We start from the raw sequence: 22,163 nt of genomic DNA on the forward strand, positions 1-22,163 counted from the left end.
AGCGACGAGGCAATAGGGAAGGCGCGTATAGCCCGGGTCATCCTGGTCGGCGTCGCCGCCTTGCCGCTCATGCTCTGCCATGCTCCCACGGCATTGGCTGCCCCTGGGCCCCGGGGTGAACAGTGGTGGTTTCAGGCTTGGGAGATTCAGAACAAGGTGTGGCCCATCAGCCGAGGTCGAGGCGTCACCGTGGCTCTGATCGACAGCGGCGTCCAGGCGGATATAACTGACCTGCAAGGCGTGGTGCTCCCCGGGATCGCCTACTCGGAGACAGGCACTCAAGCACGAGGTGACGGACGTGTTGACAGCGACTCCGAACTAGGCGGCCACGGTACGGCGATGGCGACACTGATAGCGGGCCAGGGGCGCGGCAGCCGGATGATGGGTGTGGCTCCGGAATCCAGAATCCTGCCGATTCAAGCCTCCAGCCAATACAACTATCCCGAGGCCATTCGCTACGCTGTCGACCATGGCGCCAAAGTGATCAACTTTTCGGAGGGAGTCGGCTACAGGTGCACCGACTCCATCCAGGATGCCGTGAGCTATGCAATAAGTAACGATGTCGTCATCGTCGCGGCTTCGGGAAACGATCCTCGTGAACCCGACACCGCACCCGGCGACTGTGCGGGAGTGCTCTCGGTCGGCGCGTTGAGCCATGACCTGAAAATCTGGGAGAAGAGCGCACCGGGGAGAAACGTCATGGTCGCCGGTCCGGGAGTGAGTGTGGGGGCCACCATGAAGGACGGCCGCTTTCGCCCGAACCTCAACGGCACGAGCCAGGCGGCTGCGCTCTCGAGCGGCGTCATCGCCCTCATGCGTTCGCACTATTCCGCTATGTCGGGCCGTGAAGTCGTGCAACGGCTGGTGGCGACCGCGAAGGACGTGGGCCCCAAGGGCTGGGACAAATGGACGGGGAATGGTGCGATGATTCCCTATCTAGCGCTTACCGCCGAGGTCCCGCACAACGCACGCAATCCCGCTTACGAAAAGCTGGACACTCTGCAGGGCATGGCACCGGACGTCCCCAAGACAGAGTCGCCTGCGCAGCACACGCGCGCAGTGGCCAATGAAAAAGTACAGGGCGGCGGCAGCAGTACAGGGCTTCTGCTTGGTATTGCCGGTTCGGTCGTGGGGCTCGCCGTCATCGCCTTCGCTGCAAGACGCATCATGGGAAGAACTCGATGACACCGAAAAAACGAATCAAAGATGCGATAAATGCGGGCTTCGCCAGTGATGCGGAGGTAGCTGAGTATCCAGCGGGCATGCGAGGGGCTCGCTCAACTCGTAGAGAGGGCGACGCCGAGCGCGATAGCGCGGCCGGCCTGCCCGGCGGGATCGCGGAGGAAAGCGAGACCGGAGAGCCTGTAGGACCGCAGGAAACAGCAGGGGCGGCCCAGGTCTATTCCACCTATGAATCCGTGGATGAGCGGGAAGTGCAGGTTCGAGCGCATCAGTGGCTGTCACGCGCTCGGGTGGCCGGCGATGCGAATACGTCATTGGTCGAGGCTCCGACGTTCACCCCACAGCAAAAGCAAGACCCTCCCCAGAGCGTCGAGATGATGACGCCCGATCCTCGCTACAGAGAATCCATGAAAGCACTCGAAGCCGAACTGTTCGAGATGCGCTTCCACCAAGAATCGGCCCAGGGCGACGTCCAGGCGACCGTCAACGGCTACGGGCAGTTGACCGATCTCTACATCGACCCCGACGCGCCGCTGGGATCGACGGCCGCGAAGCTGGGACAACGGATCGCGCAGTGTGTGGACGCGGCTCAGAGACAGGGCATCGAATTCGCGCAGTCCTCGGCTGAGGAGATCGAGCGCCGCTTCGAAAACGGCAGCCGGTTGTGAGGGCAGGAGACGTCTATCGCGGCGGAAGCAGCGACAACCCCGAACGCCGCCTCGATCGAGCCTTGGAGGACCTCGCGACGGCCATGGCGCGGAGTGATGCAGAGGTGTCCGCTCTCCGTGACTACGTCGAGGCATTGGACGACCTCGAAGACGAAGCCGCCGAGCTTCACTGGGTGCAGGACATCAAGCCTGGGCTGGGCCAGGTGAAGGTGGACGGACGAGGCCGTGTGGTAGCTGTCGAATTGGACATTCATACTGTCCGGCTCTCGGACCGCAGTCTGCTGGCGGAGCGTGTGCTTCAAGCCTTCAATGCAGCCAACGCCCGACGCGTGGCGGATCTGGCCGAACGGGCCGCTGTCAAAATCTGGTGAGTGACGAGGCCGAATCGATGAAGGGGACCTAGAAATGCCGCTGTACGACAGATATCAGCCGTATCATCGGGGTTTCACTGGCCTTGGTTTCGGTCCTGGGGGCGGAGGGGCCAGGGGGCCTCGCCCAGGAGGTGGAGGGAACTCACGACCGAGCGGCAACCAAGGGAACAGGGGGAACCGCGGCGGCCAGGGGGCTGACCCACCGCTCAGTACCAGCCTGATCAAGAGTGCCGGTGCCATTGTGGGCTCGGCTGTCGCCTGGCAGGTTGCGCTTGACAAGCTCGCGGGCCTCAAGGGCAACCCCGAGGCAGTTTACAGAGCGGTGGACGCCTGGCGTGGGGCGGCGAACCTCATTGCGATGTCAATGGAGTCGATCGAGACGTCGTATACGGCGTTGGGGGCCCACTGGGAAGGGCCTGCCTATGACAACTTCAAAGAGTACATGGGCAAGAACCAGGATAAATCCAAAGACAATCGGGATGCACTTCTCGAGGTTGGCATTCAGCTGGCTGAGGCTGCCGGCGTTCTGCAGACCTCCTATATCAATGCCGTGGCCGCGGCCAGAGAGGCATCGATCCAAATCGGTCCATTGATCGTTCAGTACAGGAATGCGCAACAGTATGCCGACCAGGTGACCATGACGGAAGCCATGACGCAGGTTCTGCAGAACTTCGCTTCGGGAATCAATAACATTCATGCGGGCAGTAAGACCGCCATCACCGAGTACAAGACGTACATAGCAAAGATTCAAGGCACGGCGAGCAAGCTGCAGAAGCCGGTGAGTCCTCCCGGCGGGCTTGGTAACAGGGCCGGTTGGGAAGCCAAATGAAGGGCGCACGGGCCGTCTGCGTCATGGGTGGTCTGGCGGTGGTGGCAGCCTGCTCGGGTGAGGCCGCTCCGAGGGCCAGACCTTCCGCGGTGCCGTCAACAGAACGTGCCGTACCTGCACAATCAACCTTGCGCGGACCCGACCCGTGCACTCTGGTGGGGGACGAGCTCCGCCAAGAGGTTCTCGGGCCGAATGAGAAGGCCAGGAGCGAGCACTCGTACGGATGTGTCTGGCGCAGTAAATCTTATCGCCCCGAGCAGCGGGGACCCAAGGCGCTGTCTTTGCACATCAGTGTTTTCCCTGGGCCGGATGGATCCACCTGGTACGAGAAGCTGCCGGAGGCGACGGGCGAGGCATATTTTCGGGAAAAGTCCGTTGCCTATGGCAACTGCAGGACCATCTCTGTCCCGGGTGGGCAAGCGTGCTGGGTGTACCCGCGAGGGCTCAAGGCCAATGGCTCCTGGTCCTGGTCACCTGACTTCTTGACGATCCCCTTGCGTCGCGGAGGGCTCGGCGGCCAGATCAATGTTTTCGGTGGCAATCTTCGGAGCATGCCTTCCGGTAAAAGGGGCGAAATCGCGACTCGGTTGGCCAATGAAGGTTCGGCAAATCTCAAGTAACGCGCCGCTCCGGCACTGTCACGCGGCGCGTGGAGGTAGGGAGGATTGTTGAGTAATACGCAGGTCTCGCATCGTCGAAACCGCATCAAGCAAGCCGGGGAGGATGTGCTCGAAGGCGCATCGTTCTGGGCGTTGGCGTCACGTGCAATCACCGTTCATACGGCGATTCCTGGTGATGCTTTCGGGAGCCTCGGGGCGGAGGTCGGGATCGTGGAGAGCTACCAGGTCGCTGCTCGGGAGATGGCCCATAAGATAGATGACGGTGCAGATACCCTGGGGAAGACCGCCGCTGCCCTGTGGAAGGCTGCGGATGCCTATGACGGCCGGGAGAAGAAGGTCGCCCAGCACTTCCTACTGGCCATTCGGGCCCTTTACAGCACCTACCAGGTGCAACGACCCCGATGAATCCGCTCAGCCGAACTGAAAAAGCCTGTTAGACCTCTAGGAACAGGGCTTTTGACTCGTTTCGCGCATATCACATGGGCTCGTGGGCGAGAAGAAGACTACTTGTCTCCAGCGGTCGTATGGTGGGATCAGTGTTCGCGATGTGGTGTCGATGGCGCCAGAAGAGCGTACAGCAAGAAGTAATAGGCTTGCTGGGGCTCGAGGCTAGGATGAAACAGATCAGCGAATGGTTGACCCCTTAATAAGTTAAGAGATGCGACGGGGCATTCTCTCTGAGTCGGTCTCGACAGGCCGGGGCTCTTGGTAATTGTTTCAGAGTGAAATCGAAGATTCAATAGTCCAAAATTACCTCACTTCGTGAGCTGGTGAACCATGCCCGTACGAGAACGAGTGCAACTCAGCACTGGCCCGGGGCGACGTGGTGGCCTGCTGTGGGGAGGAAACGTTCTAGCGGCCGCGATCTTCCTTGGATTTTCTGTGTACGCCATGCCAGTGCTGATGGCGGCTGGTGACCAACTCTTTGCGGTGATCTTGTTTGTCGCATGCCTTTCTTTTTTTGTTGCCATTGTGTCGATGGTGGTGACTGCCTATCGTCGGTCCTACTGGCTTGAAGATGGCCTACTGTGGCGCAAGGGGGTCTTCCGTAATCAGTCTTACGATTTTTCTACAGTATCACTGTCCTTGCAATCTAGGACTATAGGGGTTGGCGGGTCCCCAGTGCCACGCCTCGTCATCAGCTCTCAGGGTAAGCGTGATGCCGTGCTTTGGTTGCGTAATCGTGACCATCGGCTATCATTGCTGCCCCCTGACCAAATAAGGGCACTTGCGGATTCAATTGTTTCTAAATGTGCGGTTGATCCTGAGGCTATGGCGGTCGCGACCCGGCTCCGGAGATTGTCAGATTAGGAGTGTGATGACAGTTAGGTGGTGTGGTCTTGGGGGGCGGGCGGGTTGAACTGTCCACAGGGCCTGGGGTCAGTGCATGGGTTGCATGGCTCATTTTGGTTTTGGGGACGGTCGGTGCCGTTGTCTTCACGGTAAGAGTGGTGGATGACCTCTCGGTTGACGGGGATAAGGTACTGGCGGTCGTTCTTAGTGTGGCTGTGGCGGTGTCCGTGCCGTTCGTGATTCTGCTCGGTGTTGTTATGCATCGGCGAAGCTTCTTCTTCGAGAGCGGCTGTCTTTGGCGTCGAGGTGTGTTGCGGGATCGTCGGTATGATCTCTCGCGGGCCGTAGTGCGGATGGACGCGGGCAAAATTGGGTTGCCCGGTATTCCCGCGCCGGTTCTGGAGGTCAGCGAGGAGGGAGGCCGTGCTGTTCGGGTTTGGCTTCGGAATAGGGATAAGCGGTTCGCGTTGCTTCCCCCTGGGGAACTCCGCGCGTTGGCGGATGAAATCGTTGCCGCTCGTCCGGATGGTCCGGATGTGAGTGGTGTCGCCGAAAGGTTGCGTCGGCTGGCTGATGATCCGGTTTGTTGAGGGTGGGGGAAACGGGGTGGGGGTTGGGGGCGTCTTAAGGGGTGGGTTGGTTTCGGAGGGAGTGGGATGGGTGCTTTGAGGGTTGGGGATCCTCGGATTTTGGGGGCGTTCACGCTTCGGGGGCGGCTGGAGGAGCATGGCGCGGGGGTTGTGTTCTTGGGGGAGGACCGGGAGGGGCGGCAGGTCGCGGTGGCGGTGTTGCGGTCTGCGGCGGCTGCGGACTCGGCGGTGCGGGAGCGGTTCGAGGCTGCGGTGGGGGCGCTTGTCGAGGAGGGGAGGGTTCGGGACGCTGCGCCTCGTGGGGTGTTGGGGTGGGTTGCTTTTCCGTATGAGGGGCCATTGGGGGATGCCGTTGGGGTGCTGGATGCGGCTGGGCTGACTGCGGGTGCCGCGGAGGGTGGGCCTGGGTTCGAGCCTCACTGGTCTGCGGGGGAGTGGGCCAGCCCGGATGCGGGGGTGGATTTCGCGGTGCCGCATGTGGTGAATGAGGCGGTGCCTCAGGAGCCTTCTGCGGTGCGGTGGCGGGTTGTTGCGGGGCTTGTGTGTGCTGGGGTACTTCTCGGGGCGTTGGTTGTTGCTTTTGTGTGGTCGCCGGGGGGCGGGGGTGCGCCGGTTCCGTCTCCTTCGGTTGCGCGGCCTTCGGCTAGTGCGTCGGCTTCCGCCAGTCCGCGGGTTCCTCAGGGGCCTGATGGGCCTGATGGGCCTGTGGCGGGGCCTACGTATGGGGAGGGCGAGAAGACGTACCACATGAAGTTGGAGGGCTTGCCGTTTGAGTTCGACGCACCTGGGACTTGGGGGTGCATGCGTAGTGAGAAGAAGCCGTTCGAGAGCCGGTGGATCTGCGTTGATGAGGGCGGCACGTTTCCTCCGTCGGGGAGCGGGGCCGGAGGGATGGTGGCGGTGCAGAAGTGCTCGGCTTCTTGTGGGGAGGGCGAGCGGAAGGCGCTGCGTGAGCAGATTCTTGTGGAGGAGGGGGACTGGCGTCAGATCGACTCCACGACGATGTACGCGGAGGTCGAGGCGGAGAACGAGGAGGGGGAGCGCGTGGTGCGGGTCGCTCTGAGCCGTGTGTTCACGCCTAAGGGAGGCGGGCGTGTGGGGGTCGCGGTGCAGTTGACGGGGCCGCCGGAGCAGAAGAAGACGATGCAGAAGCTCATCAACGAGATCCGGAAGCGGACCCCCTGAGGCGTTGGAGGAGCTGCTGGTAGCTCGGCCAGTCGGTCAGGGGGAACCACGATATGGGGCTCCTACCCAGGGCCAGGCCCACCGGGGTGGGGGTGCCTATCCAGCGGGGTTCGGTGGTCAGGTCTGGACGGCCGTTGCCGACGTGGACGAGGAGGGATTGGAACGGGTGCGTTGCGTACAGGGTCGTTAGGAGCGTGGGGAGTCGCTCCAGGGGCGGCGTGTCTGCGTAGGCGACGGTGAGTGTTGTCGTGGTGGAGTCGGTGAGGGCTTGGCAGTGGGTGCCTACGGTGATGATGCGGGTTCCTGCGGGGAGTTGAGAGGTCCAGGGGTGTTGGACGGGTTCTGTGGGGCCCCAGCCTTTGGGTGGTTCGTTGGTGAGTAGGCGTGTCAGGGGCTCGATGAAGGTGGGCTGGGCGCGTGCCACGAAGGTCAGGTGGACGCCCAGGGCTGTGGGCGGGGTCTTGTAGCCGGGGGCGTAGTCCTGTGCGTTCGGGGTCGGTACGAAGGCGTTGTTCCATGTCATGGGGCGTCCGGTCAGGCCGTCGTAGTAGCCGTTCTGGTGGCGGACGATCCAGCGGGCTTTTCCTGCGTTGATGAGGGCTCGCAGGGGCAGTGTTATGCGGCTGGTGATGGGGGTGACCAACTGGAGGGCCTTGGAGTGGGTTGCCTGCTCGGCTATGTCCGCGGTCAGCGGGACGATCGTGCGGTCGGTCAGGATTACCGTGGCGTCGTCCGTACGGGCGTCCGCGGTCATGAGGCTCTCCATACGGTTCCGCCGTGGCGGGAGACCAGTTCTTCCGCGCAGTGGAGGGCGATGGCGGTGGCGTTGAGCGCGGCCCGTATGTCGATCCACCAGGTCGGCAGGGGGACCGTTGTGTGCAGGAGGCGTTCCACCTCGCCCGGTACGTCGATGCGCATGGGGCGGCCTAGGTGGACGAGGAGGCGGCCGGTGGGGTCGACGAGGTGAGTGGTTCCTTCGTGGTCGCCTATTGATAGGTGTGTGCCTCGTAGGCGGGCTGAGCTCTGGAGGAGGGGGCGTACCTCTGGGGGTTCTCGTAGGAGTGCGACGTACTCCCGGCTCACAGTGTCCCTTCCCTCTGGGCTCGTCCAAAGGACTCGGCTGCGATGCGAGCGATGGCCGTGTGCGTGGCCGCGCCGACCCGATCCGGGGTGATGGTGGTGCCTGTCTCGAGGTGGCGGTCGAACGGGACGATGATTGCGTCTGTGTTCAGGAGGTCGCGTGCGTCGGGGGTGTGGGCGACCAGTGCGACCACGGGGTTGTGGCCGTTCTCCTGGAGGTGGTGGAGGGCGGCTTGGGCGCTGACCGCTCCGTCTTGTGTTCCGGGGACGACGAACACCTGGGCGTGGGCGGAGCTCAGGATGCTCTGGTGGAGGGGTGATCCTATGCCGGTGCTGCAGTCGATGATGGCGACGGAGAAGTAGCGGCTCAGTAGGCCGGCGCCGGATCGGTACGCGTCGTGGGTTAGTTCTTGGGCTCCTAGTACCCACACGCCTGTTTCTGTGTGGGCCAGGTGGGGGGATGCCTCGGCCCAGGAGCGGGGGCGTGCGGCGATGATGCTTTGTAGGGAGCTTGTTTGTCCTGCAACGCCCAGGCGTCGGGGGAGAGCGCCTAGGCCGGGGTCCGCGTCGATGGCGAGGACTCGGTCGTCGCGGTGCTGCTGGATCGTCCTGGCGAGGAGTGCCGCGATGCTGCTCTTACCTGCGCCGTCCCTGATGCTCATGACCGCGATCCGGCGGCAGGAGCGTACGGGGACGCTGAGCTGGGCGGTGAGCTCGGACCTGTCCCGTTCCCCTGTTGTGGCGGATGCGCCCACCGCTTTGCGCATGCTCCGGCCCAGACGCTTGATGGCACGGTCGCCGTGGGGGTTGCGCTGGCCGCCTGGGGTCGGACGTGCGGGTGGGGTTTCCGAGCGCGGGACGGGCGCCGGCAAGGGAGCCGGTGGCGGTGGGTTGGTTCGCAGGGGTGTCAAGGGCGGGAGTGGGTGGGGTGGGAACAGGCCTGCTTCCAGGGTGCCCAGCTCGCTCAGTACCTCGTGCTGCCAGTCCCGATCGGACACCGATCTCCTTCGTGGACGAACAAGCGGGGTGCGGACGAGTCTAGTCAGAACGCCGTTGACGGTTCAGGGGGTTGGTTGTCGGGCGGAGTGGACGGGAGGGGGCAGGGGGTAGGTATCAGGCGTGCGTCGTTCGCGGGCTATGTTGGGGGCCGCTCGACGTTGAGCCCGGGAGGCCGTCGTGTAGGGGGCGGCCTCTGCCGAACCGTCTCCTGGGAGTTACGCCGTGATCAAGAAAGTGCTCGTCGCCAACCGCGGTGAGATCGCCGTACGGGCGTTCCGCGCCGCCTATGAGCTCGGGATCGCCAGCGTGGCGGTCTACGCCTATGAGGACCGGTTGTCCCTGCACCGGCAGAAGGCCGACGAGGCGTACGAGATCGGGGAGCACGGCCATCCCGTGCGGGCGTACCTGGACGTGGACGGGATCGTGGAGACCGCGGTTCGGGTGGGGGCCGACGCGGTGTACCCCGGGTACGGGTTCCTTTCGGAGAGTCCCGAACTGGCGGCGGCGTGCGAGCGGAACGGGCTGACGTTCGTGGGGCCGCCGGCCGGGGTGCTGGAGCTGGCCGGGAACAAGATCGAGGCGGTGGCGGCGGCGCGGCGGGCCGGGTTGCCGGTGCTGCGGTCGGCGACGCCGGAGCCGGGCGAGGAGGCGGTGGCGGCCGACGAGATCGGGTTCCCGCTGTTCGTCAAGGCGGCGGCGGGCGGCGGCGGGCGCGGGCTGCGGCGCGTCGATCGGCGGGAGGACCTCCCGGCGGCGGTGGAGACGGCGCGGCGGGAGGCCGAGAGCGCGTTCGGCGATCCGACGGTCTTTCTGGAGCAGGCGGTGGACCGGCCCCGCCACATCGAGGTGCAGGTGCTGGCGGACGGCGCCGGGCACATCGTGCATCTGCGGGAGCGTGACTGCTCGGTGCAGCGGCGGCACCAGAAGGTCGTGGAGATCGCGCCGGCGCCGCGGCTGGACCCGGCGGTGGCGGAGCGGCTGTGCGAGGACGCGGTGCGGTTCGCCCGGGAGATCGGGTACGTGAACGCGGGCACCGTGGAGTTCCTGGTGGACGCGGCGGGCCGGCACGTGTTCATCGAGATGAATCCGCGGATCCAGGTCGAGCACACGGTGACCGAGGAGGTCACCGGTGTGGATCTGGTGCAGAGCCAGTTGCGCATCGCGGGCGGCGAGACGCTGGCCGACCTGTCGATCGCGCAGGAGAACGTGCAGGTCTCGGGGTTCGCGGTGCAGTGCCGGATCACGACCGAGGACCCGGCCAACGGCTTCCGGCCCGACACGGGGAAGATCTCGGCGTACCGGTCGCCGGGCGGCGCGGGTGTGCGGCTCGACACCGGGACGACGTACGCGGGTGCGGTGGTGACGCCGCACTTCGACTCGATGCTGGTGAAGCTGACCTGCCGGGGCCGGACGTTCGAGGACGCGGTGCGGCGGGCGCGGCGGGCGGTGGCGGAGTTCCGGATCCGCGGTGTGGCGACCAACATCCCGTTCCTGCGGGCGCTGCTGGAGGAGGACGACTTCCAGGCGGGCGGGGTGACGACGGCCTACATCGTCGATCATCCCGAGTTGCTGACGGCGCGTTCCAGTGGTGACCGCGCGACCCGGCTGGTCCGTTATCTCGCGGACGTCACGGTCAACAGGCCGAACGGTGACGCTCCGACCGATCTGGACCCGGCGACCAAGCTGCCCGAGGGGATCGCGCTGGACGGTCCGTTCCCCGAGGGCTCCCGGGATCGGCTGCTGGCGCTGGGGGCGAGGGCGTTCGCGGAGCAGTTGCGGGCGCAGAAGGCCGTCGGCGTCACCGACACCACGTTCCGGGACGCGCACCAGTCGCTCCTGGCGACGCGGGTGCGCACGTTCGACCTGCTGTCGGCGGCCCCGTATCTGGCGCGGATGACTCCGCAGCTGTTCTCTCTGGAGGCGTGGGGCGGCGCCACGTACGACGTCGCGCTGCGCTTCCTGGGCGAGTCGCCTTGGGAGCGTTTGGCGGCCATTCGTGAGGCGGCGCCCAACATGTGCCTGCAGATGCTGCTGCGCGGGCGCAACACCGTGGGGTACACGCCGTACCCCGACTCGGTGGCGCGCGCCTTCGTCGACGAGGCCGCGCGTACGGGCGTGGACATCTTCCGGGTGTTCGACGCACTGAACGACGTGGAGCGGATGCGTCCTGCGATCGACGCTGTTCTCCAGACGCACGCCGTGGTGGAAGGGACGCTCTGCTACACGGGCGACCTGTCCTCTCCCGGGGAGAAGCTCTACACGCTCGACTACTACCTGCGCCTGGCGGAGGAGCTGGTCGAGGCGGGCGTTCACGTGTTGTGCATCAAGGACATGGCGGGCCTGCTGAGGGCCCCTGCGGCGCGCACGCTCGTGACTGCGTTGCGCGAACGCTTCGACCTCCCCGTCCACCTGCACACGCATGACACGGCGGGCGGTCAGCTGGCGACGTACCTCGCGGCCGTGGAAGCGGGGGTGGACGCCGTGGACGGCGCAGCCGCACCCCTGTCGGGCACCACGAGCCAGCCCCCGTTGCAGGCCATCGTCGCGCACACCGATTTCACCGAGCGCGCCACAGGGATCGACCTGGACTCGCTCACCGTGATGGAGCCCTACTGGGAGGCGGTGCGGAAGCTGTACGCGCCGTTCGAGATGGGGCTGCCGTCGCCGACCGGGCGCGTCTACCAGCACGAGATCCCCGGCGGGCAGCTGTCCAACCTGCGGCAGCAGGCGGTCGCGCTCGGCCTGGGCGACCGGTTCGAGGAGATCGAGCGGCTGTACGCGGCGGCCGACCGGATCCTGGGGCGGCTGGTCAAGGTGACCCCGTCCAGCAAGGTCGTGGGCGACCTGGCGCTGCACCTGGTGGCCGCCGGCGCCGACCCGGACGACTTCGCCGCGCACCCCGAGCGCTACGACGTGCCGGACAGCGTGGTCGGGTTCCTGAACGGCGAGCTGGGCGACCCGCCCGGCGGCTGGCCCGAGCCGTTCCGCGGCCGGGCGCTGGCGGGGCGGCAGTACGCCCCGGCGCGCGCCGAGCTGACCAGCGACGAGGAGAAGGACCTGGCCGGGCCGCAGGTCCGCGACACCCTCGACCGGCTGCTGTTCCCGGGGCCGGCGAAGGACTTCCGGGAGTCGCGGGCGGCGTACGGCGACCTGTCGGTGCTGCCGACCGGGGCGTTCCTGTACGGGCTGCACACCGGCCAGGAGGTCTCCTTCGACCTGGAGCCGGGCGTGCGCGTGCTGGCCGGGCTCGAGGCGGTCGGCGACCTCGACGAGGCGGGTTTCCGGCAGGTCATCTGCACGGTGAACGGTCAGCTGCGCACGCTGTCGGTGCGGGACCGCTCGGTGGCCGCGGACGCGCCGCCGGTGGAGCGCGCGGACCCGTCCGAGCCGGGGCAGGTCCCGGCGCCGTTCGACGGGTCGGTGACGCTGCGGGTCGCCAGGGGCGACACGGTGGAGGCCGGTGACGTGGTCGCCACGATCGAGGCGATGAAGATGGAGGCCGCCATCACCGCGCCGGTCGGCGGGACCGTCACCCGGCTGGCCGTTCCGGAGGCGACGCCCGTCCAGGCCGGGGACCTCCTGCTGGTCATTTCCTGAGCCGCACCACCGGTCCCGGCATCATCTCCGGGACCGGTGGCGCCATGGCGCGGGGGTCGGCTTAGGCTGACTTCCGCAGGATGTCGATCTCCTCCTGGCGTGGGATGACAGGGTGGGCGATGTCCGAGAAGACTCTTCTCATCACGTCGTTTGACTAGAGAGAGACGGGAATGGCGACGAGGCGGTTCGTGCGGCTGAGACGGTTCGCAGGGACGGTGCCGGTGTCCGTGGCGGTGTTCCTGACGGCGGCCGTGCCGCCGACGGCCTCGGCGCAGGCCGCGCCGCCGGGCGCGGCCGTTGGGCCCGCTGTTCCGGCCGTTGCGCTGGGCCGCGCGTACGCCGATCCGCAGGGCGTGTCGTTCGACGCGGGCAAGCTGCGGGTCACCCTCGACGCCACGCACGAGGCCGGGATGCACGGCCTCTACTCGGCCGTCCGCCATGACGACGACGCGTGGAGCGGCGCCTCGGGGGTCGCCGACGTGCGCACGCGGCGTCCCGTGCGGCCCGACATGGAGCACCGCGTCGGCAGCATCACCAAGACGTTCACGGCCACCGCCGTGCTGCAACTGGTCGAGCAGGGCCGCCTCCAGCTCGACGCGCCCGTCGCGCAGTTCCTGCCCGGTACGGTGCCGGGCGAGCGGGGGCAGCAGGTCACCGTGCGGATGCTGCTCAACCACACCAGCGGTATCGCCGACTACGTCGTGTCCGCGTTCCCGTCACTGCGCCGCCTGTCCCCGGAGAGCCTGGACAGGTCGCGGTTCCGTACGGTGCGTCCCGAGCAGATCATCGCGTGGGGACTGGAGGCGCCGCCGACCAACGCCCCTGGGGCGGCATGGTCGTACTCCAACACCAACTACATCATCCTCGGGAAGCTCCTGGAGAAGGTCAGCGGCGTCAAGGCCGAGACCTACATCCAGCGGAACGTCATACGCCCGGCCGGGCTCAAGCACACGTACTTCCCCAACAGGGCGACCATCTCCGGGCCGCACTCGCGCATGTACGAGTCGCTGTACGGTCACGCCCAACCGCTTCGCGAGTACAGCGTCTACAACATGAGCTGGGCGGGTACGGCGGGCGCGCTCGTCTCCACGATGGACGACCTCAACGCGTTCTACCGCGCCCTGCTCACCGGCAAGCTCATCGGACGCGGCGGCCTGACGGAGATGCAGCGCACCGTCCCCGTCCAGGACGGCAACGGCAACACGCTGATGAACTACGGCCTCGGGCTCTACTCCCTGGAACTGCCGTGCGGCACGTTCTGGGGCCACGACGGAGCCGTGTTCGGCGGCGGTACGCAGGCGCTGTCCAGCGTGGACGGGCGCAGGCAGGTGGCGCTTGGGTTGAACCTCACCAAGTACCAGCAGCTGAACGGGCAGGGCGTGCCGATGCCGCACGCCATCGACAACGCCTTGGGGGCGCACTTCGTGCAGGCGCTGTGCGGGGGTCAGGGCCCGCTGGCCACGCAGACCCCCGGCACGTCCGCCAAGCCGCCGCTCCCGCTCCGGTTCGTCATCCGCCCCTGAGCCAGGTGCGGCGTCATACGGCCAGATCGCCCAAGGCGGTGTTGGCGCCGCACAGCAGCACCGCGACGCGTTCGTCCGCCTCGGGACGGTACGCGCCCGCGCGCAGGGCGGCGGCCGCGGCGGCCGTGCCGTGCTCGACCACCAGCCGGTAGTCCTCCCAGATCCGGCGCCGGGCCTCGCTGATCGCCTCGTCGGGGACGAGCACGGACTGCACGCCGGTACGCGTCGCCACCGCGTGCGCGATCTCCCCGGCGCGGGTGGCGCCGAGCGAGTCCGCGGCGACGCCGGAGACCTCGACGTCGACCGGCCGTCCGGCGCGCAGCGCGGCATTCAGCGTCGGCGCGGCGGACGGCTCGACGCCCACCACGGTCGCCTTCCCCTCCAGGGCCGCGGCGACGCCCGCCATGAGCCCGCCGCCGCCCACCGCCAGCAGGACCGTGTCGACCTCCCCGGCGGTCTGCTCCAGCAACTCCAGGCCGATGACGCCCTGGCCCGCGCACATCTCGGGCTGGTCGTAGGGGTGGCAGAACAGCGCCCCGGTCTCGGCGGTCCGCTTGACGGCGGCCTCGTGGGCGTCGGCGTACTTCACACCCACCTGGACGACGGTCGCCCCAAGCGCGCGCAGCTTGGCCACCTTCACCTGGGGCGCGGTCTCCGGCACGTACACCTCGGCCTTCGCACCCACCTGCGAAGCGGCGTACGCGATGGCCAAACCCGCGTTCCCCCCGGACGCGGCGATGACACCGGCCTCGGGCAGGAGTCCCTCCTCTTCCGCCCGCAGAATCCGGTTGAACGCACCGCGCGCCTTGAACGAGCCCGTGTGCTGTGTCAGCTCCAGCTTGAGCCACACCTTCGCGGGCGCGGTCGCCCTCTCGGGTACGAACTCGGCCGGTTCGACCTCCATGACGGGCGTCCTGCGCACCCGCCCCTGGATCCGAGCGGCCGCGGCCCGGACGTCCGCAACATCGATCATCGCCGTGTCCCCTCCGAACGCGATGCCCGCCCACAACGGCGGCCACCTCCTGCCTACCAGACGCCGTGAGGCCCTGCGACGTCCTCACCTTCGGCTGGGCGCGGTGGTTGTGAGACGCCTGCTAATTCGCTTCGCGACCGTGTGTGCTCGCTTCATTCCGCTGCTCGGGGGCGCCGGGAGACAGTCATCAGCGTTCACTTCCAGCGGTCGCCGGCCGCGTCCGGGCCCCGCGCCCGCGCGCCCCCGGCCGCCGCTCGTCCCACCCCTGGAGTGGTGATGAAACTACGGGTTCTGCTCACAACGGCGGCGGCGGGTGCGTGCCTGGCGGCCCCGATGGTGGCGGTCGTACCGTCGGCGTCGGCGGCACCGTGGGCGTGCACCGCGTCCGACGCGCAGATCTACGCCGCGCCCGGCGCGGTCACCGGCGGCCCGGGGGAGCTGCTGGCCTGCCGTCCCACGACACTGCCGGGCGTGCCGCACAACATCGCGATGAAGGCGTGGAAGGTGCGGTACGCCTCGACCGACGCCAAGGGCGCGAAGAACGTGGTGTCGGGTTTCGTGGCCGTGCCCGAGGCGCCGTGGACCAAGGGCGGGTCGCGTCCGGTGGTGGCGTTCAACCCGGGCACCTCGGGATCGGGTCCGCAGTGCGCGCTGTCCAAGCAGATGTCGGGCCAGTACGTGGACCACTATGAGGGGCCGAACATCGCCGAGCTCCTCAAGGCCGGGTTCGCCGTGGCCGCCACCGACGGGGTCGGGTACCTCGACGGCCAGGTGCACACGTACATGGTGGGCGCGAACGCGGGGCACGCGCTGCTGGACGTCGTCCGGACCTCCCGTCAGATCCCCGGCGGTGGTCTCAGGGCCGACGGCAAGGTGGGCATCACGGGCTACTCCGAGGGCGGCGCCGCGTCGCTGTGGGGCGCCCAGCTGGCCGCCTCGTACGCGCCCGAGCTGAAGGTGGCCGGCGCGGCAGCGGGCGGCGTCCCCGGCGACCTGAAGATCACCGCGAAGGCGCTCAACGGGGGCCTGTTCGCCGGGTTCCTGGCCGACGCGCTGGTGGGGCTGAACGCCGCGTACCCGGAGATGCCGTTCACCGAGCTCATGAACGAGGAGGGCGAGAAGGCCATCAAGGCGGTCAGGGAGAACTGCCTGTACGGGACGCTCGCCGTGTTCCTCGGCGCCAAGGTCGAGAACTTCTCCACGGACAAGCTGACCCTGGAGCAGATCTACGCGCTGCGCGGCCCGAACGGCGTGACCTGGGGCGAGGTCATCGACCGGCAGAAGCTGGGCGTCGACATCGGCGGCCCGTCCTCCGGCGCCACGTACAAGATCGGGTTCCCGGTGTTCCAGTACCGCGGCTACTTCGAGGAGATCATCCCGCACGAGACCGAGGACGCCACCCGGGCGGCCTACTGCAAGGCGGGGATCACCACCCAGTGGAAGAACACCTACCCGGCCGAGCACCTGACCACCGACTGGCTCGCGGCCGGTGACGTGACCACGTTCCTGGGCGAGCGTTTCGAGGGCAAGCCCGCGCAGGGCAACTGCTGACACGCCTGTGCTGAGGAGGGCGCGCGGCCCGGGATCCCCGGGCCGCGCGTCTCGTATTCAGGCTTCGTTGCGGGGTGTGGTCCTGCGGCCGGCGGTCGACGCGCGGTCCAGGAGCAACGTCCGTTCGGCCTCGTTGCGGGTCAGGGACGCGGCGCGCTCGAACTCGGTCTGCGCCTCCACGTACCGGCCCAGCCGGAACAGCAGGTCGCCGCGGACGCTCGGCAGCGGATGGTAGTTCTTCAGCGCCGCCTCGTCGGCCAGCCCGTCGACGATCTCCAGGCCCTTCTCCGGGCCGTGCGCCATCCCGACCGCCACCGCGCGGTTCAGTTCCACCACGGGGGACGGCGCGCGGCGGGCGAGGATCTCGTACAGCGCCGAGATCCGCGCCCAGTCGGTGTCGGCGGCCTCGCGCGCCTGCGCGTGGCAGGCGGCGATGGCGGCCTGGAGCACGTACGGGCCGGGCGGCCCGCCGATCTTCTCGGCGCGCAGCAGCGCCGCGTACCCGCGGCGGATGAGCAGCTGGTCCCACAGGGCCCGGTTCTGGTCGAGGAGCGGGACGGGCTCGCCGGACGGCCCGGTGCGCGCCCGCGACCGCGACGCCTGGATCTCCATCAGCGCGACCAGGCCGTGCACCTCGGGCTCGTCGGGGGCGAGCCCGCCCAGCAGCCGGCCCAGGCGCAGCGCCTCCAGGCACAGGTCGGCGCGGATCAGGTCGTCGCCCGCGGTGGCCGCGTACCCCTCGTTGAAGATCAGGTAGATGACCTCCAGGACCGATGACAGCCGGCCCGCGCGCTCCTCGGCCGCCGGCACCTCGAACGGCACGCCGGCCTCGGCCAGCGCGCGCTTGGCGCGGACGATCCGCTGCGCCACCGTCGGCTCCGGGACCAGGAACGCCCGCGCGATCTCGTCGGTGGCCAGCCCGCCCAGCATCCGCAGCGTCAGCGCGACCCGGGACGGGGTCGGCAGCACCGGATGGCAGGCGGTGAACACCAGCCGGAGGAGGTCGTCCTCGATGCAGTCGTCGAGGACGGCGTCGAGCTCCGCGCCGGAGTCCTCGGTCTCCAGCCGGTGCCCGAGCTCCTCCAGCTTGCGGTTCAGGGTCTGGTCGCGGCGGATCCGGTCGACGGCGCGGCGCTTGGCGATCGCCATCAGCCAGGCGCCCGGGTTGTCCGGGACGCCCGACTCCGGCCACTGTTCCAGCGCGGCGACCAGCGCGTCCTGCGCCAGCTCCTGGGCGAGCCCGACATCGCGGACCATCCGCGCCAGCCCCGCGATGATCCGCGCGGACTCCAGCCGCCAGACCGCGTCGACCGTCCTGTGGATCTCCGTGCCACCCGTCACGCCGACGATGAGAGCACCCGCCGCGGCCTTCGCGCAAGCCGCACGCCCCCCGCCGTCCCCCGTGCGACCTGGAGGAACGGCGGGGAGCGGGGCCTGGCGTCAGGCGCCGGGCGCGCCGGGGAAGGGGTCGCCGGGGCCGAAGACCTGGTGGATCACGCCCCCGCCGTCACCGGCGATCGACCAGAACCGCTTGGACAGCTCGATCGCCTCCTCCTTGGTCCGCGTCTCGATCAGCGCGAACCCGACCACGACCTCCTTGGCCTCGGCGAACGGGCCGTCGGTGACCGTGATCTTCCCGTCGGAGGCGGTGATGCGGGTGGGGTGCGGGTCCAGGCCGCCGGTGGCCAGCAGCGCCCCCGAGCGGCTCATCTCCTCGATGAACGCCCCCATCTCGGCGGCCATCTTCTCGTCGAACTCCGAACCGCTGTCGGTCGTCATCATCAGGAACCGCATCGTCGTCTCCTTGCTCTCGATCGCCGGTGAGACCCTCTCCGGCCTCCCCTTTCACCGACGCGTCGAACGAGGGACGGCCCGATCGACATCCCGGGCGACATTCTTTCTGGATTTTTCCGTCCCGCGGGCGCCGGCCTCCGCCGTCGGGCAGTCTCGTACCCGAAGGGGGGCCTCGTACCGGGCGCCAGAGCCGGCACGGGGCGATGGTACGGGAGGCTCGATGGACGTTGTCATCCGCGTCGGCGGCGGGTCCGGGTCCGGCGACACCGAGGCGCTGCGCGGGTGGTTGCTGCGCGATCCGGTGGCGCGGGAGGTGACGTTCCCGCCCGGCCCGCCGGCCCCGCCCGGATCGCCGCCCGGGACGATGGGCGCGCTCGAAGCGATCAACGTGTTCGTGGCGAACGGGATCGCGCTCGGCAGCCTGCTGGTCGCCGCCGCATCCTGGCGGGACGCCCGCCGCCGCGACGCCCGCGGCCGCGACGGCGGCGCGCCGGTCGTACGGGTGACGGTCGGGGGCGTGACCGTGGAGGTGGACGGCGCCGACCCGGACGAGATCGCCCGCGTCCTGCGGGCGCTCCCGTCCCCCGACTCCACCGCCCCGCCCGGGAGGCAGGCGGAGGGGGACGCGCCCGTTCCCCCGTCATGAGCCTGCCCGACCCCGCCGGCTCCCGTGCAGTGCTCCTCGGCGTGCACGCCTACCAGGCGCTGGAGGATCTGCCGGGGGTGGAGCGGAACGTGGCGGCCCTGGGCGAGATGCTCACCGGCGGGACGGTCTGGGACCTGCCCCCCGGCCACTGCGTGCGGGTCCCTGCGTCCGCCGACGTGCCGACGGTCCGCGGGGAGCTCCGCCGCGTCGCCGCCGAGGCCACCGACACGCTGCTGGTCTACTTCGCCGGCCACGGACTCCTCGACCAGTCCGGCGAGCTGTGCCTGGCGCTCGCCGACACCGTTCCCGGCTTCCCCGAGGACGGGCTGCGATTCGAGGTCGTCCGGCGCGCGATCCGCCCGCCCCACGCGGTCGTCCGCCAGACGATCGTGATCCTCGACTGCTGCTACGGCGGCCGGGCCCTGGACGGGGAGATGGGGCCGTCCGCCGACCTGGGCGCCAGGACGGTGATCGACGGGGTGTGCGTGCTGACCGCGGCGGCGGCGACCCGCCGGTCCCTGTGCCCGCCGGGCGAGGAGTTCAGCGCGTTCACCGGGGAGCTGATCAGGCTGCTGCGCGAGGGCGTCCCCGGCGGCGGCCCGGACCTGGACATGGACACCGTGCACGGCGTGCTGGCGCGGACGCTGCGCGAGAAGGGCCGTCCCGAGCCGCAGCAGGGCGCGCGCAACGCGGGCGGACGCATCGTCCTGGCGCGCAACCGGGCGCACGCCCCCGCTCGGCGGCGCGTGGTGATCGACACCCGGGTCGCGCCGCCGCGTTCGCTGGTCGGGCGGGAGGCGGATCTGGAACGGCTGACCTCCCCGCCGCAGGGGCGCGCCGGTTCGGTGGTGTGGGTGCTGCACGGCATGGGCGGCGCGGGCAAGACGGCGCTGGCCCGCGCCGCCGCCGCCCGGATCGCCGACGACTTCCCGGACGGCCGCTTAGAACTGGACCTCTACGGCTTCAGCCCCGGGGAGAAGCCGCGTCCGCCCGAGGAGGTCCTCACCGATCTCCTGCACCGGGTCGGGTTCCGGCCCGCCGAGGTGCCCGTCACGCTCGCCGGGCAGGCGGAGGCGTGGCGGGGCTGGCTGTCGGGCCGCCGCGTGCTGCTTCTGCTGGACAACGCGCTGGACGAGGAGCAGGTGCGGCCGCTGCTGCCCGGTGCGGGCGCGGCCGGGCTCACGCTGGTGACCAGCCGCGACCGGCTCGACGGGCTGGAGACGCCGCACCGGCTCCCGGTCGGCGCCCTGTCGGAGGACGACGCCGTGGCCATGCTGTGCGGGCTGGGCGGAAGGGGCGGAGGCGACGGGAAGCTGGCCGAGATCGCCGCGGTCTGCGGGCGGTGGCCGCTGGCCCTGAACGCGGTGGGCACCCTGCTGCGCGACCTCTCCCCGGCCGATCTGCTCGCCGCTATGGGCGACCTCCGGCGCCCCCTGGAACTCGTCCCCGAGGGAGAGCGGTCGGTACGGACGGCGTTCGACCTCTCGTACCGGGCGCTGGACGTTGAACTGCGGACGGTGCTGCACGCGTGCGCGTGGCATCCCGGCCTGGACTACGACCGGGACTCCGTCGCCGCCATGCTCGACCGTCCGAAGGCACTGACGCCCGTGCATCTGGCGGCGCTCGTCAGGCGGAACATGCTGCTGGCCGTCGATGGGCGCTACCGCCTGCACGATGTGTTCCGCCATGTAGCCCGCGAGACCGCCGAACGGGAAGCGCCGGGCGGGGCCGTGACGGCGCGGCGCCGCCTCCAGGAGCATCTGCTGGAACGGCTCAACGCGGCCCTGGCCTGGCTGCAGGGCGTGGAGCCCGCGCACGAGCCGGAGGCGGACATGGGCCTGTTCCCCGATCCGCTGTCGGCCCGGGACTGGCTGACCGCCGCCTCGCCTGAGCTTGAGGCCGCCGCCCTGGCCTGGGACGAACCGCACCCGTCCGGCCCGGACGCGGAACTGGGGGCGGCCCTCGCCCGGCGCACCGCCCGCTGGTTCCGCCTGGACAACCGTACGGAACAGGCCCTCCGCCTCAGCGAGGCCCTGGAACGCAGAGCGTCCAGGGAAGAGGACTTCATTCTGATGGCGGATGCTCACTGCGACCTCGCGGCGGTGTTCGAACTGCGCGGCGATTACGAGGAGGCCGAGGAGCACTACCGCCGGGCTCGGCACGTCTACAGGGAGAACGGCGATCAGCGGGGTGTCGCCGTCGCGCACGGGGGCATCGCGACGGCGAAGCGGCTGCGGCGCGATCACACGAGGGTCCAGAGCCGCTACGAGGCGGCCCTCGCCACGTTCACCGGCTTGAGGGACCGCCGCGGGTGCGCGTCCGTGCTCTCCGGCCTGGGCCATGTGGCCGTCGGACGGGGCGAGGCAGCCGAGGCCAGGGAGCGGTATGAGAGCGCGCTGGAGCTGTGCGAGCGGATCGGCGACCGCCTGGGCGCCGCGGAGGCGCTCTCGGGCCTGGGCCGCGCCGCCGTCCTGCGGGACGCCCTCCAGGAGGCCGCCGCGCTGTTCCGCGATGCCGCCGACCGGTACGACGCGATCGGCGTCACCGATGCCGCCGCCTACTGCCGGGAGCAGTTGAAGCGGCTCGGTCACCCGTCCTGAGACGGTCTTCGCACGTGGCGCGGCACCGGACGGGTCCGCGAGCGGGGCGCGGGCCGGCCGGTGCCGCGGGGTGACGCTATCAGGCGTCTTCCTTCTTGGGGGCGGGACGGTAGGTCGCGACGATGACGCCGGAGCCGAACGTGGTGGTGTCGGCGAGCTCGAACGTGGCACCGAAGCCGTCGGTGGTGAGCAGGTCGGCGGTGTTGCCGGTGCCGACGATGACCGGGTGGATCCACAGCCGAAGCTCGTCCAGCAGGCCGTTCTCGACCAGGAGGCGGGACACCGAGCCGAAGCCGTACTGGAGGATGTTCTGCCCGGGCTGCTCCTTCAGGCGGCGGACCTCCTCGGCGACGTTGTCCTTGATGATGGTGGTGTTGTTCCACTCGCCCTTCTCCAGGGTGGTGGAGACCGCGTACTTGGGGATCGTGTTCATGCGGACGCCGAAGTCGCCGGTCTGCTCCTCCATGTGCGGCCAGGTCTCGGCGAAGGCGACGTAGGTCTCGCGGCCGGCGATGAGCGCGTCGCAGGAGAAGAGCAGGTCGTGGGCGTACCGCTGGGCGTCCTCGTCGAAGTAGTCCATGGTCCACAGGTGCGGGTCCTCGATGACGCCGTCGAGGGAGATGTAGGTCGAGTTGATGATCTTGCGCATGGTCTTCTCCTGT

19 protein-coding genes are annotated in these 22,163 nt (G+C 68.9%); 12 read left to right on the forward strand and 7 right to left on the reverse strand.

What is annotated here, in order from left to right:
- Positions 1–69: 69 nt before the first annotated feature.
- From ACFPZN_RS41510 to ACFPZN_RS41540, 7 genes are all read left to right on the forward strand, one after another.
- The gene (locus ACFPZN_RS41510) at positions 70–1,185 is read left to right on the forward strand and encodes a S8 family serine peptidase (protein WP_378288107.1); all 1,116 of its coding nucleotides are present in this window, start codon (positions 70–72) and stop codon (positions 1,183–1,185) included.
- Positions 1,182–1,850 carry a YbaB/EbfC family nucleoid-associated protein gene (locus ACFPZN_RS41515; protein WP_378288083.1) on the forward strand — a complete coding sequence of 223 codons (669 nt, stop codon included), beginning with the start codon at positions 1,182–1,184 and terminating at the stop codon, positions 1,848–1,850. The genes ACFPZN_RS41510 and ACFPZN_RS41515 overlap by 4 nt, the downstream gene beginning before the upstream one ends.
- A gap of 62 nt (positions 1,851–1,912) precedes the next feature.
- Positions 1,913–2,221 (forward strand): YbaB/EbfC family nucleoid-associated protein, encoded by a 309-nt coding sequence (locus tag ACFPZN_RS41520; RefSeq protein ID WP_378288084.1) that lies wholly within the window; start codon positions 1,913–1,915, stop codon positions 2,219–2,221.
- Between the two features lie 241 nt (positions 2,222–2,462).
- On the forward strand, positions 2,463–3,050 hold the full coding sequence (locus ACFPZN_RS41525; protein ID WP_378288085.1) for a WXG100 family type VII secretion target: 588 nt from the start codon (positions 2,463–2,465) through the stop codon (positions 3,048–3,050).
- Positions 3,051–3,718: 668 nt separating this feature from the next.
- Positions 3,719–4,075, forward strand: a complete 357-nt coding sequence (locus ACFPZN_RS41530) for a hypothetical protein (protein WP_378288086.1) — start codon at positions 3,719–3,721, stop codon at positions 4,073–4,075.
- A gap of 1,046 nt (positions 4,076–5,121) precedes the next feature.
- A complete protein-coding gene (locus ACFPZN_RS41535) occupies positions 5,122–5,553 on the forward strand; it encodes a hypothetical protein (protein WP_378288087.1) in 432 nt (143 codons plus the stop codon).
- A gap of 747 nt (positions 5,554–6,300) precedes the next feature.
- Positions 6,301–6,738, forward strand: coding sequence for a hypothetical protein (locus ACFPZN_RS41540; protein ID WP_378288088.1), 438 nt, complete (start codon positions 6,301–6,303; stop codon positions 6,736–6,738).
- On the opposite strand, the gene ACFPZN_RS41545 is transcribed toward ACFPZN_RS41540, so the two are convergent.
- From ACFPZN_RS41545 to ACFPZN_RS41555, 3 genes are all read right to left on the reverse strand, one after another.
- Positions 6,710–7,492 carry a DUF6177 family protein gene (locus ACFPZN_RS41545; protein ID WP_378288089.1) on the reverse strand — a complete coding sequence of 261 codons (783 nt, stop codon included), beginning with the start codon at positions 7,490–7,492 and terminating at the stop codon, positions 6,710–6,712. The two genes, ACFPZN_RS41540 and ACFPZN_RS41545, sit on opposite strands and share 29 nt — an antisense overlap.
- A complete protein-coding gene (locus ACFPZN_RS41550; RefSeq protein WP_378288090.1) occupies positions 7,489–7,656 on the reverse strand; it encodes a hypothetical protein in 168 nt (55 codons plus the stop codon). Before ACFPZN_RS41550 ends, ACFPZN_RS41545 begins: the two co-directional genes overlap by 4 nt.
- Before the next feature lie 161 nt (positions 7,657–7,817).
- A complete protein-coding gene (locus tag ACFPZN_RS41555; RefSeq protein ID WP_378288091.1) occupies positions 7,818–8,480 on the reverse strand; it encodes a MinD/ParA family ATP-binding protein in 663 nt (220 codons plus the stop codon).
- A 559-nt stretch (positions 8,481–9,039) separates the two neighbouring features.
- Between ACFPZN_RS41555 and ACFPZN_RS41560 the strand changes: the two genes are divergently transcribed.
- Together ACFPZN_RS41560 and ACFPZN_RS41565 are read left to right on the forward strand one after the other, a co-directional pair.
- The gene (locus ACFPZN_RS41560) at positions 9,040–12,414 is read left to right on the forward strand and encodes a pyruvate carboxylase (RefSeq protein ID WP_378288092.1); all 3,375 of its coding nucleotides are present in this window, start codon (positions 9,040–9,042) and stop codon (positions 12,412–12,414) included.
- A gap of 170 nt (positions 12,415–12,584) precedes the next feature.
- Positions 12,585–13,937: a serine hydrolase domain-containing protein gene (locus ACFPZN_RS41565; RefSeq protein WP_378288093.1), complete on the forward strand. Its 1,353-nt coding sequence runs from the start codon at positions 12,585–12,587 to the stop codon at positions 13,935–13,937.
- 13 nt (positions 13,938–13,950) lie between these two features.
- On the opposite strand, the gene ACFPZN_RS41570 is transcribed toward ACFPZN_RS41565, so the two are convergent.
- Positions 13,951–14,910, reverse strand: a complete 960-nt coding sequence (locus tag ACFPZN_RS41570) for a threonine/serine dehydratase (RefSeq protein WP_378288094.1) — start codon at positions 14,908–14,910, stop codon at positions 13,951–13,953.
- A gap of 276 nt (positions 14,911–15,186) precedes the next feature.
- On the opposite strand from ACFPZN_RS41570, the gene ACFPZN_RS41575 reads away from it, so the two are divergent.
- On the forward strand, positions 15,187–16,461 hold the full coding sequence (locus ACFPZN_RS41575; RefSeq protein WP_378288095.1) for a lipase family protein: 1,275 nt from the start codon (positions 15,187–15,189) through the stop codon (positions 16,459–16,461).
- Between the two features lie 57 nt (positions 16,462–16,518).
- Here the strand turns inward: ACFPZN_RS41575 and ACFPZN_RS41580 are convergent, their stop codons facing one another.
- Together ACFPZN_RS41580 and ACFPZN_RS41585 are read right to left on the reverse strand one after the other, a co-directional pair.
- Positions 16,519–17,802, reverse strand: coding sequence for an RNA polymerase sigma factor (locus tag ACFPZN_RS41580; RefSeq protein ID WP_378288096.1), 1,284 nt, complete (start codon positions 17,800–17,802; stop codon positions 16,519–16,521).
- Between the two features lie 99 nt (positions 17,803–17,901).
- Positions 17,902–18,255, reverse strand: a complete 354-nt coding sequence (locus ACFPZN_RS41585) for a YciI family protein (RefSeq protein ID WP_378288097.1) — start codon at positions 18,253–18,255, stop codon at positions 17,902–17,904.
- 220 nt (positions 18,256–18,475) lie between these two features.
- On the opposite strand from ACFPZN_RS41585, the gene ACFPZN_RS41590 reads away from it, so the two are divergent.
- Positions 18,476–18,901, forward strand: coding sequence for an effector-associated constant component EACC1 (locus tag ACFPZN_RS41590; RefSeq protein ID WP_378288098.1), 426 nt, complete (start codon positions 18,476–18,478; stop codon positions 18,899–18,901).
- Positions 18,898–21,501, forward strand: coding sequence for a caspase, EACC1-associated type (locus tag ACFPZN_RS41595; RefSeq protein ID WP_378288099.1), 2,604 nt, complete (start codon positions 18,898–18,900; stop codon positions 21,499–21,501). Before ACFPZN_RS41590 ends, ACFPZN_RS41595 begins: the two co-directional genes overlap by 4 nt.
- 79 nt (positions 21,502–21,580) lie before the next feature.
- Here the strand turns inward: ACFPZN_RS41595 and ACFPZN_RS41600 are convergent, their stop codons facing one another.
- Positions 21,581–22,150, reverse strand: a complete 570-nt coding sequence (locus tag ACFPZN_RS41600; protein ID WP_378288100.1) for a dihydrofolate reductase family protein — start codon at positions 22,148–22,150, stop codon at positions 21,581–21,583.
- Positions 22,151–22,163 lie beyond the last annotated feature (13 nt).

Source organism: Actinomadura rugatobispora (assembly GCF_042656285.1).
GTDB lineage: Bacteria > Actinomycetota > Actinomycetes > Streptosporangiales > Streptosporangiaceae > Spirillospora > Spirillospora rugatobispora.

Excerpts from the sequence above, each read along its gene's own strand:
- ACFPZN_RS41540 (WP_378288088.1), top strand. The coding sequence starts at position 6,301 with ATGAAGTTGGAGGGCTTGCCGTTTGAGTTCGACGCACCTGGGACTTGG.
- ACFPZN_RS41575 (WP_378288095.1), top strand. The coding sequence starts at position 15,187 with ATGAAACTACGGGTTCTGCTCACAACGGCGGCGGCGGGTGCGTGCCTG.
- ACFPZN_RS41600 (WP_378288100.1), bottom strand. The coding sequence starts at position 22,150 with ATGCGCAAGATCATCAACTCGACCTACATCTCCCTCGACGGCGTCATC.
- ACFPZN_RS41570 (WP_378288094.1), bottom strand. The coding sequence starts at position 14,910 with ATGATCGATGTTGCGGACGTCCGGGCCGCGGCCGCTCGGATCCAGGGG.
- ACFPZN_RS41515 (WP_378288083.1), top strand. The coding sequence starts at position 1,182 with ATGACACCGAAAAAACGAATCAAAGATGCGATAAATGCGGGCTTCGCC.
- ACFPZN_RS41585 (WP_378288097.1), bottom strand. The coding sequence starts at position 18,255 with ATGCGGTTCCTGATGATGACGACCGACAGCGGTTCGGAGTTCGACGAG.
- ACFPZN_RS41590 (WP_378288098.1), top strand. The coding sequence starts at position 18,476 with ATGGACGTTGTCATCCGCGTCGGCGGCGGGTCCGGGTCCGGCGACACC.
- ACFPZN_RS41555 (WP_378288091.1), bottom strand. The coding sequence starts at position 8,480 with ATGAGCATCAGGGACGGCGCAGGTAAGAGCAGCATCGCGGCACTCCTC.
- ACFPZN_RS41510 (WP_378288107.1), top strand. The coding sequence starts at position 70 with ATGCTCTGCCATGCTCCCACGGCATTGGCTGCCCCTGGGCCCCGGGGT.
- ACFPZN_RS41595 (WP_378288099.1), top strand. The coding sequence starts at position 18,898 with ATGAGCCTGCCCGACCCCGCCGGCTCCCGTGCAGTGCTCCTCGGCGTG.
- ACFPZN_RS41565 (WP_378288093.1), top strand. The coding sequence starts at position 12,585 with ATGGCGACGAGGCGGTTCGTGCGGCTGAGACGGTTCGCAGGGACGGTG.
- ACFPZN_RS41550 (WP_378288090.1), bottom strand. The coding sequence starts at position 7,656 with ATGCGCATCGACGTACCGGGCGAGGTGGAACGCCTCCTGCACACAACG.
- ACFPZN_RS41545 (WP_378288089.1), bottom strand. The coding sequence starts at position 7,492 with ATGACCGCGGACGCCCGTACGGACGACGCCACGGTAATCCTGACCGAC.